At 55.4% G+C, this 14,975-nt stretch carries 9 protein-coding genes; 7 read left to right on the plus strand and 2 right to left on the minus strand.

Features of this window, described 5'->3' with window-relative positions; all coding sequences use genetic code 11:
* The first annotated feature begins 6 nt into the window (after nt 1-6).
* The 3 genes from IEW06_RS00640 (at nt 7) to priA (ending at nt 6,617) form a co-directional block, all read left to right on the plus strand.
* Complete coding sequence (locus IEW06_RS00640; protein ID WP_188547164.1) at nt 7-1,818, plus strand: GSCFA domain-containing protein; 1,812 nt, start codon at nt 7-9, stop codon at nt 1,816-1,818.
* Nucleotides 1,819-1,880: 62 nt separating this feature from the next.
* On the plus strand, nt 1,881-3,920 hold the full coding sequence (locus IEW06_RS00645) for a thioredoxin domain-containing protein (RefSeq protein ID WP_229743019.1): 2,040 nt from the start codon (nt 1,881-1,883) through the stop codon (nt 3,918-3,920).
* A gap of 159 nt (nt 3,921-4,079) precedes the next feature.
* Nucleotides 4,080-6,617, plus strand: coding sequence for a replication restart helicase PriA (priA, locus tag IEW06_RS00650; protein WP_187731223.1), 2,538 nt, complete (start codon nt 4,080-4,082; stop codon nt 6,615-6,617).
* 71 nt (nt 6,618-6,688) lie between these two features.
* Here priA and IEW06_RS00655 read toward each other — a convergent pair whose 3' ends face one another.
* The gene (locus IEW06_RS00655; protein ID WP_187731222.1) at nt 6,689-7,213 is read right to left on the minus strand and encodes a hypothetical protein; all 525 of its coding nucleotides are present in this window, start codon (nt 7,211-7,213) and stop codon (nt 6,689-6,691) included.
* A gap of 316 nt (nt 7,214-7,529) precedes the next feature.
* Between IEW06_RS00655 and IEW06_RS00660 the strand changes: the two genes are divergently transcribed.
* The 3 genes from IEW06_RS00660 to IEW06_RS00670 all read left to right on the plus strand — a co-directional run bounded on the left by IEW06_RS00660 (nt 7,530) and on the right by IEW06_RS00670 (nt 10,181).
* Nucleotides 7,530-8,312: a class I SAM-dependent methyltransferase gene (locus IEW06_RS00660; protein ID WP_188547165.1), complete on the plus strand. Its 783-nt coding sequence runs from the start codon at nt 7,530-7,532 to the stop codon at nt 8,310-8,312.
* Between the two features lie 185 nt (nt 8,313-8,497).
* The gene (locus IEW06_RS00665; protein WP_188547167.1) at nt 8,498-9,748 is read left to right on the plus strand and encodes an S-adenosylmethionine:tRNA ribosyltransferase-isomerase; all 1,251 of its coding nucleotides are present in this window, start codon (nt 8,498-8,500) and stop codon (nt 9,746-9,748) included.
* A gap of 103 nt (nt 9,749-9,851) precedes the next feature.
* A complete protein-coding gene (locus tag IEW06_RS00670) occupies nt 9,852-10,181 on the plus strand; it encodes a hypothetical protein (RefSeq protein WP_187731219.1) in 330 nt (109 codons plus the stop codon).
* Between the two features lie 82 nt (nt 10,182-10,263).
* Here the strand turns inward: IEW06_RS00670 and IEW06_RS00675 are convergent, their stop codons facing one another.
* Complete coding sequence (locus tag IEW06_RS00675; protein ID WP_187731218.1) at nt 10,264-12,876, minus strand: M14 family metallopeptidase; 2,613 nt, start codon at nt 12,874-12,876, stop codon at nt 10,264-10,266.
* 172 nt (nt 12,877-13,048) lie between these two features.
* Here IEW06_RS00675 and IEW06_RS00680 point away from each other — a divergent pair, with 172 nt between their 5' ends.
* On the plus strand, nt 13,049-14,947 hold the full coding sequence (locus tag IEW06_RS00680; protein WP_188547169.1) for a CocE/NonD family hydrolase: 1,899 nt from the start codon (nt 13,049-13,051) through the stop codon (nt 14,945-14,947).
* Nucleotides 14,948-14,975: the final 28 nt, after the last annotated feature.

Genomic DNA, 14,975 nt, shown 5'->3' on the forward strand with positions numbered 1-14,975 from the left:
ATTCTGATGTTTCGTACTGAAATACCGCTAACGCCTCACCCTACCCCCTTATCGCTCGCGGCCCGCGTGCTGACCATAGGCTCCTGCTTTTCAGATGTACTGGGTAATCGCCTGAGCAACTATAAAGTACGATCTCTTGCTAATCCGTTTGGGACCGTTTTTAATCCCTTGTCGGCCTGCAAACTGCTACGGGCAGCAGCCGGAGAGGAGACGGATTGGCAACAGCACTTAGTGCCGGCTCGGGGACGCTGGCAGAGCTATGATTTGCATGCTACGGTAGGGTCCGACTCGCCCGTGGAGCTACTACAGCACATTCAGGAGCTTATGCAGCGTACTGGCCAGTTTCTCGAAACGGCTGATGTAGTTGTTTTGACTCTGGGAACGGCTTACGCGTATCGATTGCGTGAAACGCAGGAAATAGTAAGCAATTGTCATAAGGTGCCTGCTGACCAGTTTGAGAAAGAGCTTCTCACTCCCGACGAAATTATTAATGCCATAGCTGAGACTCATGCTTTGCTGCGGCGGCGCAATCCGAAGCTGCGCTTTGTGCTGACGGTGAGTCCTGTACGTCATATCAAGGATACGCTGCCACTGAACGCGGTCAGCAAATCGATACTGCGGGTGGCTTGTCATTACCTCAGCGAGCTGTTGCCTGATGTGACGTATTTCCCGGCGTATGAGCTGCTAATGGATGATTTGCGGGATTATCGGTTCTATGCCGCTGATATGATTCATCCGACGGCAGTGGCGGAAGAATACGTCTGGGAGCGTTTCTCGCGCGAATATTTCGACAGCAATTTTGGACGCTTTCTAAAAGAGTGGGATGCTGTGCGCCAGGCAATGGCTCACCGTCCGCTGTACCCAGCTTCTCCCGAGCACCGACAGTTTCTGGAAGCTACGCTTACTCGTCTGCAACGGCTTGGCAACCAAGTGGATGTGCGGCCAGAAATTCGAGAGGTGCAGAAACAGCTTCACTCGCTGCCAGCACCCATTAAGCCCCACCCAATTGCGGTACCTGAAGTTGATGAAGAAGAGCGTATTGATATAGGAGAGGCTGAAAATGCCCCCCAGCGTATAATAACTCCTGCTGCGGTTGCTTCTTTACCTGCGCCCTACATTCCTCCTGCCTTGGATGAAGCAGTGAGTGACGAAGAAACACCTGAGGTGACAGAAGCCGCCCCATTCAAGAAGAAACGTCGGTCGCGGGGTGGAGCTAAGCGCAGTGGCCGCAAGAAGGCCGCACAGTTGGCCGCGTCGTTAGCCAATTCAACAGATGACGAACTTCCGACTGCTGATGATTCTTCCCAGCAACCAGAAATAGTAGAAGCGGCGGTAGAGATGCCCCCCAGCTTACCAGTCGAGACGGCTGACTACACAGACTCAACTGTTGAGGCTTCTGCTCAGTCCGCTGTAGTGGAAGAACAGGCTACTTCTGAGGTAGCAGAATCCGGAACAGCGCCGGTCACTTCCACACCTGCATCGGCGCGGCCTAAGCGACGTACAGCGGCGCAGATAAAAGCAGCCAAAACTTCCCGCAAACCTACTAAAGCAGCTGCGGCGAAGTCTGAAAGCAAGCCACGCGCTGCTCGTCCGGCCCGACGTAAGCCAGCCAGCGAGCCGCCGACACCAACTCCTGAGCAACTTTCCCTTACGTTGGTCGCGCCTAGCTCGCCAGCCTTGGACGCTCCCATAGCGCCTGCACAGGAAATGCCCCCCACGGCGGAAACAAAGCCTGCTAAAACGACCCCCAAGCGCCGGGCAAGGCCTCCGCGCAAAAAGCCGGCACCCTCGGCCGACCAACCTACTTCTGAAACGTAAAATGAAACCCGGTCTTTTTAGCCGGGTTTCTTCGTTAACAAGCATCATATCTATTTTATCCTATGTCTAGCCCTCAAATGCCCGCTTATACCAACTTTCTTAGCCGCGAAACCAGCCCCTACCTACTCCAGCACGCGCACAATCCGGTAAACTGGTACCCGTGGGGTGAGGAGGCGCTGCAAAAGGCCAGAGCCGAGCAAAAGCCGATACTGGTAAGCATTGGATACGCCGCCTGTCACTGGTGCCACGTGATGGAGCGTGAGTCGTTTGAAAATGAGCCCATTGCGCAGATAATGAACGAGTATTTCGTGTGCATCAAAGTAGACCGGGAAGAGCGCCCCGACGTGGATCAGGTGTATATGGATGCCGTACACGCGATGGGCGTACAAGGCGGCTGGCCGCTCAATGTATTTTTAAACCCCGATGCGAAGCCTTTCTATGGCGGCACCTACTTCCCACCGCGCAACTGGACCCAGCTGCTCACCAGCATCGGCCAAGCATATCAGGGGGAGCACCGGGCTGAACTGGATGAATCGGCAGAGCAGTTTGCCAATATTCTGCAAACCAGCGACTTGGCTAAATACAGTTTAGGGCCAGCCGCCGCTACGGTGTCGGACAAACAATTTGAGTTGCTACTGGATAATCTGGGGGGCAAATTTGACCGGGAACGGGGTGGCCTGAACCGGGCGCCCAAGTTTCCAATGCCCAGCGTCTGGCGCTTTCTGCTGCGTGCCCACCATCTGACAGGCAACCAGGACCTCTTCGACCAGATTAACCGAACCCTCCGTGAAATGGCCTGGGGGGGCATTTATGATCAGGCAGGCGGTGGTTTTGCCCGCTACTCGGTTGATGAGGAGTGGCTTGCGCCTCACTTTGAGAAGATGCTCTATGATAACGGGCAACTCGTCAGTCTGTATGTTGAAGCGTATCAAGCGACGAAGGACGAGTTGTACAAGAAAGTGGTGTATGATACAGTTGAGTTCGTACGCCGGGAGCTGACAAGTCCGGAAGGCGGGTTCTATTCCTCGCTGGATGCCGATAGTGAAGGTGTAGAAGGAAAGTTTTACGTCTTCACCAAGAATGAATTACGCGATATTCTGGGTGATGAAGAGCTGATGTTCTCAGCCTACTACAACTGCACGGCTGCCGGCAACTGGGAGCACGGGCAGAACATCCTGCACCGCCGCCAGTCGAACGAGGACTTCGCACTGGCCCACGAAATTGCCCCCCAGGTGCTTGCGGAGCTGGTGGAGGGCTGGAAGAAAAAGATCATGGCGGCTCGTGCCAAGCGCGTGCGGCCCGCTACCGACGACAAGATTCTGACGGGCTGGAATGCTCTCATGCTCAACGGCCTCATCAACGCATACCGCGCTTTCGGTGATAAATCGTTTCTGGAATTAGCCCTGCGCAACGCACAATTTATTCAAACAAACCTGCGCAATGGTTCGGGTTTGTGGCGCAATTACAAAGCGGGCCGGGCCACAATTGCCGGATTCCTGGAAGATTATGCCTTGGTCATTCAGGCATATATGAATCTGTACGAAGCCACTTTTGACAGCCAATGGCTGCGTGAGGCCGCGGCACTTACTGATTATGTACAGGAAAACTTCTTCGATCCAGCAGAGAATCTTTTCTTCTATACTGATGCCAATGGCGAGGCCTTAATTGCCCGCAAAAAGGAGCTATTTGACAATGTCATTCCTGCCTCCAACTCGCTCATGGCGCACAACCTGCACCGGCTGGGCCTGCACTTAGAAAAAGCACCCCAGAGCGAACTGGCCGCTATCATGTTGGCGCAAGTGCAGGAGTTGATGATAAAAGAACCGCAGCACCTCACCAATTGGGCTAGCTTGTATGCGGCCTTCCTGCGGCCGACGGCCGAAATTGCGATTGTGGGACCTGAGGCAGAAGAGGCCCGAAAAGAACTGAGTCAGCACTTTTTGCCCAATGTGGTGTTAGCAGGTAGCCTCACTCCTACCGACGAGCTTCCCTTATTGCAGCAGCGCCCGGCGCTTGGTGGTCAAACCACGCTTTACGTGTGTTTCAATCGGGCTTGCCAACAGCCGGTTCATACTGTGGCTGAGGCATTAGCGCAGCTGTAGCAGTAATTGGCAGGGGATTTTTTGGGGCATTTAACCCTTATAACGGTTTAGTAAATAGGGTGTGTATACTGCCGCATTCCTAAGAATAGCAGAGAGCAAGCGCAGGTCCGCGCCGCATCTCCTGTTATCTTTACCTTCCGACCTTGCCTATTCTTTCCGTTGAGCCTCACTTTTGATTTTGTTTCGCCGGAGCCGGCGGCTACCGACCGCGTCACGCTGTTTGCCGACGTAATCCTGCCCTTGCCCCTGCCCAAGCTGTACACCTACCGCGTGCCCTACGAGATGAACGACGAGGTCGTGATCGGGGGACGGGTAATTGTGCAGTTTGGAGCCAAAAAAACGCTTAGCTGCATCGTAGCGGCTGTACACGAAACTCCACCAGCCCAGTATCAGGCCAAGTACATTCTCGAATTCATCGACGACGCGCCCGTCGTGACGCAGCCACAGTTGAAGCTATTTCGCTGGATGGCTGACTATTATATGTGTACGCTGGGCGAGGTTATCAACGCGGCCTTGCCCTCGGCGCTGAAGCTTAGCTCCGAGTCGCGCATTCAGCTGCACCCCGCTTTTATAGCCGAGGGTAGCCCCTACCCTATCTCGGAGCAGGAGCAGCAGATTCTGACGGCGCTGAGCACTGAGGATGGTAAGTCGATGACGTTTACCGAAGTTGGGGAGCTGCTTGGCAACAGCAACTTTCATAAGGTAATTAAGTCCTTGATGCAGAAGGATATCATCTTTCTGTTTGAGCATCTGGCCGATAAGTATTCGCCCAAAGTGGTGAAGAAAGTGCGGCTGGCCCATCATTTTATTGAGGAAAGTGCGCTGGAAACGCTGTTTGGCCAACTAGCTGGCCGGCCCAAGCAGCTTGATGTGCTGATGCGCTATTTGCAGCGTGTGCCGGTGTATCAGAATATCCACGCCAATCATCGGGGCTTAGAGAAAAGCGCCCTGACCAGTAGCCCGCACCTCTCGCCGTCGGCGGTGAATACGCTCATCAAAAACGGCGTGCTGGAGCAGTTCGACGTGATCGTGTCGCGCTTCCCGCTTGATGATGAGCCCGAAGCCAAGCTGCACTTTACGCTGAGCGAAGCCCAAACCACTGCCCGCGACGAAGTATTAACCCAGTTCAGTCAGCGCGACATTGTGCTTTTGCACGGCGTGACGGGCGCGGGCAAGACCGAAATCTACATCGACCTTATCCGTAATGCCTTGGATGGTGGTGGACAGGTGCTGTACCTGCTGCCCGAAATTGCCCTTACCGCCCAGATCGTGACTCGGCTGATGCGGGTATTTGGAACGCGTTTGGGCGTATATCACTCCAAATTCTCGGATAACGAGCGGGTGGAAGTGTGGAACGGGGTGCTCTCAGGCCGGTTTCAGGTGGTGGTGGGTGTGCGCTCGGCGGTGTTTCTGCCGTTTGATAACCTCGCGCTGATTATCGTGGATGAGGAGCACGAGTCGAGCTACAAGCAGTACGAGCCAGCACCGCGCTACAACGCCCGCGAGGTGGCGCTGATGATGGCCAACTTCCAGGGAGCAAAAACGCTGCTCGGCTCGGCTACACCGGCTGTCGAAACCTATTACCAGACTAGGGCTGGACGTTGGGGCTTAGTACAGCTTACCAAGCGCTTTGGCGAAGCTGGCCTGCCTGAAATCGAGCTGGTGGATACGCGCAAGCAGCGCGAGGCGAAGAAGATGCACAATCACTTCACGCCCGAGCTGCTGAGTGAGATTGAGCGCAAGCTGGGCTTGAAGGAGCAGGTAATTCTGTTTCAAAACCGCCGCGGCTACTCCCCTTTTATCAATTGCCTCGACTGCGGCTGGATTCCGAAGTGTAAGAACTGCGCCGTGAGCCTAAGCTACCACAAGCACAGCCACGAGCTACGCTGCCACTACTGCGGCTACAACGACCGTATGCCCGTGGAATGTCCCGCCTGCGGTTCTCGCGCTCTGAAAACAGTCGGTTTTGGCACCGAGAAGATTGAGGACGACCTCAAAATCATGCTGCCCGCCGCCAACGTGCAGCGCATGGACCTAGACACGACCCGCGCCAAAAACTCATACCAGCAAATCATTGCTGACTTCGAGAATCAGGTGACGAACGTGTTGGTGGGTACGCAAATGGTGACCAAGGGCCTAGATTTCGCCAATGTGAGCCTCGTGGGCATTATCAATGCCGACAGCATCATTCACTACCCCGATTTTCGGGCGCACGAGCGGGCCTTCCAGATGTTTGTGCAGGTAAGCGGCCGCGCCGGGCGTAAAGGCAAAAAAGGCAAAGTCATCATCCAGACCGCCGACCCGACTCAGGTTATCTTCGATAAGGTGATCCGCAATGACTACCTCGAATTCTATGAGTACGAAATAGGGCAGCGCCGCGAGTACGGTTTTCCGCCCTTCATGCGCGTAATCCGGCTTACGGTGAAGCACGTAGATCAGCTGCTGGCTGAGCAGGCCGCTATTTTGCTTACGCAGGAGCTGGTGGAAAGGCTGGGGCGCGAAGCTGTTTTGGGGCCGGAAGCGCCGTATATCTTCCGCATCCGCAACTTCTACCTTCAGGAAATTACGGTTAAGATTGACCGGGAGCATACGGTGCTCAAGCAGGCCAAGGCCGAAGTGCTGGCGGCTATAAACGTGGTGAAGGACCAGAAGGAGTTCAAGCAGGCCCGTATCGTTGCTGATGTAGACCCGATGTAATTCTGATTCAATTCAAGCACAAAAAAGCCCCCCAGTGTAATACTGGGGGGCTTTTTTGTGGAATATTATTCTTATAACTCATCCAGCAAATAGAGAACAATAAGAACTATACCTACAAGAACGAGAATGGTAGATATTATACCGAATATCGTTCCGATTGGCCCACCAACGAAACCTAATAAGCCTACCAAGAGACCAACAATGACTAGGATGATACCTTGACGCAGTTTGCCTCCAAGTCTTTCAGCTTCTGCTGTTTCAGTGCGCTGTTTTATCTGCATTTTGCTTGACAGCTTATCGGCTTTCTTAGCGATTTTTTGCACTAACGCCTTCTGCATCAAGTTCAGCTTAGGAGCCGTCACGGCAGACTTTGCTGGCGTAGCAACTACTGCGGTAGCAGCTTGAGCAGGAGCTTCAGTTACGGCTACAGAGGCCGTGGGAGCCTCAACCGGCCGAGCAATAGCTACTTCTTCTGAAACTGCTACAGGAGCCTCGGCAACGGGAGCAACTTCGGTTACGGCAGTTTCCTTGGTGGCCGGAGCTACCGTTACGGCGCGCTGTGCAGTGCCATGATACGATGTTGTTTTGGGCAGCATAGCGTATTCGGCGCGATTACAGCTACTCAAAGCGGCAGTTACGGCTACAACGAGTGTCAGCTTGTGCCAGAGTCCGGACAGGTGTTTCATGGGGCGTAAAATGTGGTTAAAAGAAACAAAAACGATGTTTTGTACGGGCCAAAGGTAGAAAGGGGTGGATAAAATCGTCGTTTTGAATATATTTTTTCTGAATTAGCCGACGTTATATAAAGCGCTTCCGCTTGTGGCGGAGTGCCAAAGTGCGGTCAGATTTATTTTCCGAACGCTTCGGGCCTCTCGGCTGTTTAGCTCATCTGTAGCATCCCTGTTTGTTTCTATGCATATCGTTTCGCTGATTTTTTCGTGGATTGTATTGCCAGCCGCGCTGCTTATCCAGACCACTTCCTGCACGCAGCCCCCCACCGAAAGCCGTTTCCCGCTCGAAACGGAGCAGCGCCTGAGTGCCTCGCGCGATACCAGCGGTTACCAAATTAAGCCCCCCATCGACCCCAATGGCATCGGCAAGTACTATATGGGCCGCCAGATTGCCCACGTAATGGGTCATGAGGGCGCGGGCTGGCTGGAGCGCGATGATCGGCAGCAGGAGGAAGGCACCGATATTCTGCTGCGCGAGCTCAAGCTGAAGCCCACTGACGTGGTGGCCGATATTGGCGCGGGCACCGGGTACTTCGCCTTTCAGATGAGCCAGCTGGTGCCGCAAGGCAAAGTACTTGCGGTTGATATTCAGCCGGAGATGATTGCTTATTTGAAAGAGAACAAGGCTCGCAACAAAGTATCCAACGTTGAGCCCATTCTAAGCACCAAGCAAAACCCCAATTTGCCCCCCAACAGTGTCGATCTGGTACTCATCGTGGATGCCTACCACGAGTTTGACTACCCACGCGAAATGATGACCGCTATCCGCAAAAGCCTCACGCCTACGGGGCGGCTGGCGTTGGTGGAGTACCGTGCCGAGGACGTAAATGTGCCCATTAAGCGTATCCACAAGATGAGCATAGAGCAGGCCCGCAAGGAAATGGCTGCCGTGGGGCTCGAGTTTATTGAAAGCGTGGAAAGCCTGCCGCAACAGCATTTGATGTTTTTCCAACGGGCGGATTAAGCACATTGATTTGCAAGAATCATCTATCATACAGAGCGCAGCGAAGCATCTCGCGTGCTGATGCTTGATTAGTACTCTCGCTAAACACGCGAGATGCTTCGCTACCGCTCTGCATGACGTTCTTACCGTAATGGGCGGCTGACTTTTGCGCGCCAGCCGCCGACGGCCTGCTTACCTTTGCAGCCATGTCCGCCTTCTCCGATCCTCGTCAGCTTTCCATTCAGGATTTCACCTACGAATTGCCCCCCAGCCGCATTGCGCCGGAGCCCTTGCCCAACCGCGACCAGTCGCGCCTGCTGGTGTACCGTGGGGGGCAAATCTCCGATCAACGCTTCCACAATCTACCTTCCGAATTGCCCCCCGGCGCTCTGCTGGTCTTCAACGACACGAAGGTGGTGCGGGCGCGGCTGTTTTGCCAGAAGCCCACGGGTGGCGTAGTGGAGCTGTTTTGTCTGGAACCCGTAGCGCCTCACCGGGCCGTGGAGCCAGCCATGCAGCAAACCGGCAGCTGCATTTGGAAATGCTTGGTAGGCAATGGCAAGCGCTGGAAAACAGGGTCCGTTCAGCTGGTTTTTAGCGTTGATGAAAAACCAGCAATGCTTACAGCGGAACGCGTAGAGGCTGCCGAAGGCTATTCGCTTATTCAGTTCAGCTGGGAACCGGCCGCGCTGCCTTTTGCGGAAGTATTGCGCTACGCCGGGCATCTGCCGCTGCCGCCCTACCTCAACCGTGAGGATACCGACGTGGATGCGGTGCGCTATCAAACCGTGTACGCGGCAAATGAGGGCGCCGTAGCGGCTCCCACGGCCGGCCTGCACTTCTCCGACGCCGTCCTGACCGACTTAACCGCCCACGGCTTCCAAACGGCTCGCGTGACGCTGCACGTGGGTGCAGGCACTTTTCAACCGGTGAAGGCCGAAATGATGGCCGGTCACGCCATGCACGGCGAGCATTTTGTGGTGGACGCGGCCGTGCTCCGGCAATTGCTGGCGCATGCGCCCTTACCCATCATTGCAGTGGGTACCACCAGTCTGCGCACCCTGGAAAGTATGTACTGGCTGGGCGCCAAGCTAGCCAACCAACCGACCGACGTGCCAGCTACCGAGCTGCACGTTGGACAGTGGCAGCCTTACGAGGAAGCAACCGCTGTTTCTTTCACGCAGGCCTTACAAGCGCTGCTTCAGCACCTGGAAAGCACGGGCAGCTCCTTTCTGCGCGCTACCACCCAGTTGCTTATTGCGCCCGGCTACCAGTTTCGGGTAGCAAATGGCTTGGTAACCAACTTCCACCAACCGGAAAGCACTCTTTTGCTGCTTGTAGCGGCACTTATCGGCCCCGATTGGCGGTGCGTTTACGACCATGCTTTAGCGCACGATTATCGGTTTTTGAGCTACGGCGACAGCTCGTTGCTGCTGCCAACTGAGCCCAAGTTGTAGCTCAACTGTAAGAAAGAAGGAAATAAGACGTACTTATTTGCGGGCCTGCCGTATAAGGCCCCGTAAGACACATTTGTCTTCTCCCTTACTTATCAAACTCGTTATGAAAAAGGCTCTTTTGCTGTTCTTCGCAACAGCTTTTTCTTCCGCTGCCTTCGCGCAGACTACTACCACTACTACTGGCAACGAAGCTACCGGCAACACCACCAAAACGGAAGTTGACGTGCGTGACAATGGTACTGTAAAGTCAGAAACTACCACCCGCACCGGCCGCACTGAAGTTGGCCAGAAGCGTTACAACACTACCCAAGACGTAAAGCGTGCTGGTAAGAAAACTGGCAAAGCCGTAGAAAAAGGCGCCAAGAAAACCGGTAAAGCCGTGAAGAAAGGTGCTAACAAAGTCGGCAACAAAGTTGAAGACGTTGTCGATTAGTATTTTTTAGTTTTTGTGCATTAAAAAAGCCCCCCAGAACTTCTGGGGGGCTTTTTTAATGCACTTATTAGGAGCACGGAGCCTACTGTCCGACAAAGAACAGCGCATTGCCAAACAGCAGCTTGCCCCCCTGCCAGAACCCGCGAAACAGCGGATTATCAGCCAGATACACTACCTGGCCACGGCCCATGCCTTGTGTACCGAGCACAAACGTATCGGTGAGCTTCTGGCGGGCCCGACGGCCGGTGAAGCCTGCGGCAGAGCCTTCCTTTTTGAGAATACCCACGTTCCAGCCACCGTCGCCCAGAAAGCGGTAATTGAGCGTATCGCGCACCAAAGCGTAGTAAGTAGAGCCGTAGCCGAAGGCCAGGGGGTGCGTATTGTCGAGCTGCACCCGGTAAACGCTGCCCTGCACACGCTCCTCAATCTGACGCCGCTCGGAATCGGCGTAACGGCGCAGCGGCGCGTAAGGACTGGCTTTTTTGGCGGCAGCGGTATCGGCTGGCTTCGTTTTCAGCAGGAAATCCTTGCGATTGGCGAGGTAAGCGGCGGCACCTTCCATCGCAATCAGCTTACCACCGGCCCGCACCCAGGTCTTCAGATTTTCCAGGCTTTTTTCGGGGTAGATATCGGCATAGTTGCCATCGGGCAGAATGAGCACGTCGAATTTTTGCAGCGGAATGCTATTCAGGTAGTCCGTGCCTATTACGGTAACAGGGTAGCCGATTTGCTGCTCAAAGAAGTGCCATATCTCGCCAAACGCGGTCGGCGAAATGCCTTCACCGGCCACCAGGCCCACCGTAGGCTGTTTCACATAACGAACCGAGCTAGACCCAAAATCGGCGCCCGTAGTGGAGAAGCCCGAGCGCACGGCCTGCACCATCACCCCCATCGAGTCGGCCTGGGCGCGTACAATCTGGTCGAAGCGAGGGCCCATGTTTTCGTTGCCGGTGCGGGTAATAACCAGCGTACCGGCCTGATACTTTTGTCCTTCCGCTTCAAATGGCAGCTCCGCTACCCGCACTTTCACCTTTTTCTGCAAGAGTTGACTCAGAAAGCGCAAGTCCTGAATATTGGTCCAGCGGGCCACATAGGCATACGGAGTACCAGTAGCGGGCGCGTTACGAATTGGTGCTGAAGGTGCTCTGGCAGTTGCTGCATCGCTACCTTTCAACTGTTCTTTCAGCGCATATGCCTTCAAGCCATAGGCATACGGCAAAGCCCAGGCGGTAATGTCGTAGGTCAGTGAATCTTCCAGCGCGGGGCGCGGCTCAAACAGCACCTTCACCAGCGTCGACTTAGGCTGATACATGCTCACCACAAGGTCGCGGGGCTGTATTTCCACCGATTCATTTTTGCCAGTGGTGTAGTTGAAGCCCTTCGTGCGCATTTTACGCGGCGCATAGCCATAGCTGATCTGCTGCCGATCGAGGTATTTGCGAAGGCTTTCCAGTTGGCCAGGGTCGTTGGAGGCGGCCAGCACGTACGTTTTGTAGTCACCGCCGGGCTTGGTGCGAGCGGTGGTATAATACTTCTCAAACTCCCGTACCAGCGGGTCGTGGCGCTCGGCCGTGGCTTGAATAGTGGCCATGCTCGCGGCGTGGTGGTGGGCAATCCGCTGGCTGAGCGTGAGCGTGTCGCCATCAGATTTCAGAATCTGAACCCCGGCCCGGCCCGATCCACCTTGCTCATAGGTCATCCCGATGGCGCCGTTGAACGAAGGATACGTGTCGCCGTAGCTGGGATAGAACAGGTCGTAGGTTTCGCGGGTGAAGTACAACCAGTTGTTCTGGTCGAACACCTTACGGTTGTACTCGCCAATCGTGTTCTGGAATTCCCGCTGAAAAGGCGTTATATCCGCGTGAAAAGGCTTGGCCGCGGGCGAGAAATAATACGGGTTATCTACGCCCATCTCATGAAAGTCGGCGTGTACCTGGGGCAACCACTGGCTATACAGTGCCACGCGCTGCTGGCTTTCCTGCTGCGTTTGCCAGGCCCAGTCGCGGTTCAAATCGAAGTAATAATGGTTAAAACGCCCCCCAGGCCAAGGTTCGTGGTGTTCCCAGGCGTAAGGTGAAGCGTTGGGTGTGCGGTTGCGCACGCGGTTGTACCACTGCGCATACCGCTCGCGGCCATCAGGGTTTACGCACGGGTCCAGCAGCACCACCGTATTCTGAAGCCACTGCTGGGTCTGTTGATTCTGAGGGTTGGCCAAGTCGTAAAGCACCTGCATCATGGCCTCCGACGATACCGCTTCGTTGCCGTGAATGTTGTAGCTCAACCACACGATGGCTGGTTCAGCGGCTTTAGCCGCACCGCTTTCCAGGCCGGCCCGACGCAGGTTGTTGCGGCGGATTTCTTCTAGCCGACTCAGGTTCTCGGGCGACGCGATTTGCACCACTTCCAGCGGCCGATTTTCGTAGGTGCGGCCGTAGGGCTGCAGGCGCATCCGGCCACCGGAGTTCTGCACTACATGGTCTACGTAGCGTAGCAGCTCTGAATGGGGCGTAAAATTGCCCCCCAGCGGATAGCCCAGGAATTGGGAAGGCGTAAGCAGAGTGCCAGCGTTGGAAGCTGGCGCGGTCGTTTGGGCCTGGGCCGCGGTCAGGCTCCAAAGCGGTAGCAGTAAAAGGAAAAACAGGGTTTGGAAAGAGCTGGCGGAGAGGTAAGTCTGCCAGGTAGTGGGTTTCTTCATGGATTAAAAATGACCAGCTAGTGCTGGAACAACAAAAAGGACAAATAACTCAGCGGACAGAGCAGCTCAGCGCAACTTTTAAAGCAAGGTACTATTCCGCTGGTAGCAGTGCGCGAATCTCTGTTACTTTCGTCGTATTCTTTCTGCCGACCATCCACTTTTTCCTCCGCCGATGAAGCTACCGTTATTCTTTCGCCTGCTAGCCACCGCCGTGCTGCTGACCAGCACAACCGCGTATGGGCAGAAAATCAATGCCGACTCGGTGTATGTGCGCCAGCATTACACCAAAACGGAGCAGCTGGTGCCTATGCGCGACGGCCGCAAGCTGCACACCATCATCTACGCTCCCACCGACGCAGCCACCAAGCGCTACCCGGTGCTCATGAACCGCACGCCGTACTCGGCCGGCCCTTATGGCCCCGACACGTATAAAACAGCGCTCGGTCCATCACCTACCATAATGCGCGAGGGCTACATTTTTGTGTATCAGGATGTTCGGGGGGCTTATATGTCGGAGGGCGAGTTTGTGAACATGCGCCCGGCCAAGGATAAGCCTCGTGGCAAACAGGACATTGACGAAGGCACCGACACGTTTGATACCATTGAGTGGCTGGTCAAAAAAGGCCCCCGCAACAATGGCCGCGTGGGTCAGTGGGGCATTTCGTATCCGGGCTTCTACACGTCGGTGGGCCTGACTAGCCGGCATCCGGCGCTCAGGGCTTCCTCACCGCAGGCCCCAATTGCCGACTGGTTTTGGGACGACTTTCACCACAATGGAGCCTTCTTTCTGCCCCATGCTTTCAACTTCCTGGCCAGCTTCGGGCAGCCCCGCCCCCAGCCCACTCCCAACCGCAACCCGTCGTTTCAGCACGGCACGCCCGATGGCTACGACTTCTTTCTGCGCCTTGGGCCACTCAAAAATGCCAATGAGCGTTATTTCAAGGATAATGTTGCCTTCTGGAACGACCTGATGGCTCACCCCAACTACGATGAGTTCTGGCAGGCGCGCAACCTGCGTCCGCACCTGAAAGATCTGAACACGAAGACGGCCGTGCTCACCGTAGGCGGCTTCAACGACGCCGAAAACCTATTCGGAGCGCTGCAAACCTACAAAACCATCGAAAATCAGAACCCTAAGCTTTCCAATCGCATCGTGATGGGGCCGTGGGTACACGGCGGCTGGGCGCGGGGCACCGGCGAAATGGTGGGCAACGTGGCCTACGGCGCGTCGCCGTCGCTTTTCTACCAGGACAGCATTGAAGCGCCGTTTTTCCGGGCGCACTTGAAAGCCGAGAAGCCAACCGACCCAAAACTGCCCGAAGCCTACATCTTCGAGAGTGGCACGAACCGCTGGCGCACCTTTGATGCTTGGCCGCCCAAGCAAGTGAAAGATCGGACGTTGTTTTTCCAGCCTGGGGGGCAAATTTCGTTCAGTAAACCCACCGCTACTGCCGCTGGGGGGCTTTTTGACGAATATATCAGTGACCCCGCCAAGCCGGTTCCCTTCACTGAAGCCACCGCCACCGGCATGACGCGCGAGTACATGACCGACGACCAGCGCTTCGCCAGCCGCCGCCCCGATGTGCTCACCTACCAGACTGACGTGCTCACCGAAGACCTTACCCTTGCTGGCCCTATTCAGGCGCTGCTGCAAGTAGCCACCACCGGAACCGATGCGGATTGGGTTGTCAAAATCATTGATGTGTACCCAAACGATACGCCCGACAACCCACGCAACCTGCCCAATGTAAAGCTGGGCGGCTACCAGCAGCTCGTGCGCTCTGAAGTAATGCGCGGCCGTTTCCGGGAAAGCTTTTCGCAACCCAAAGCCTTTACACCCAATGAAGTAACGGCCGTACCCTTTGCCTTGCAGGACTTGTGTCACACCTTCAAGAAAGGCCACCGCCTGATGGTGCAGGTGCAAAGCTCCTGGTTTCCGCTCGTCGACCGCAATCCGCAGACCTTTGTGCCTAATATTTACGAAGCCAAAGACGAGGATTTCCAGAAAGCCACGCACCGCCTCTACCACTCGCCGGAGCACGCTTCGCAGTTGGTGGTGAAGGTGCTGTAGAAGAATACCTCTGCTGCTCAGGCCGCGT

The organism is Hymenobacter qilianensis (genome assembly GCF_014638675.1).
Taxonomy (GTDB): domain Bacteria; phylum Bacteroidota; class Bacteroidia; order Cytophagales; family Hymenobacteraceae; genus Hymenobacter; species Hymenobacter qilianensis.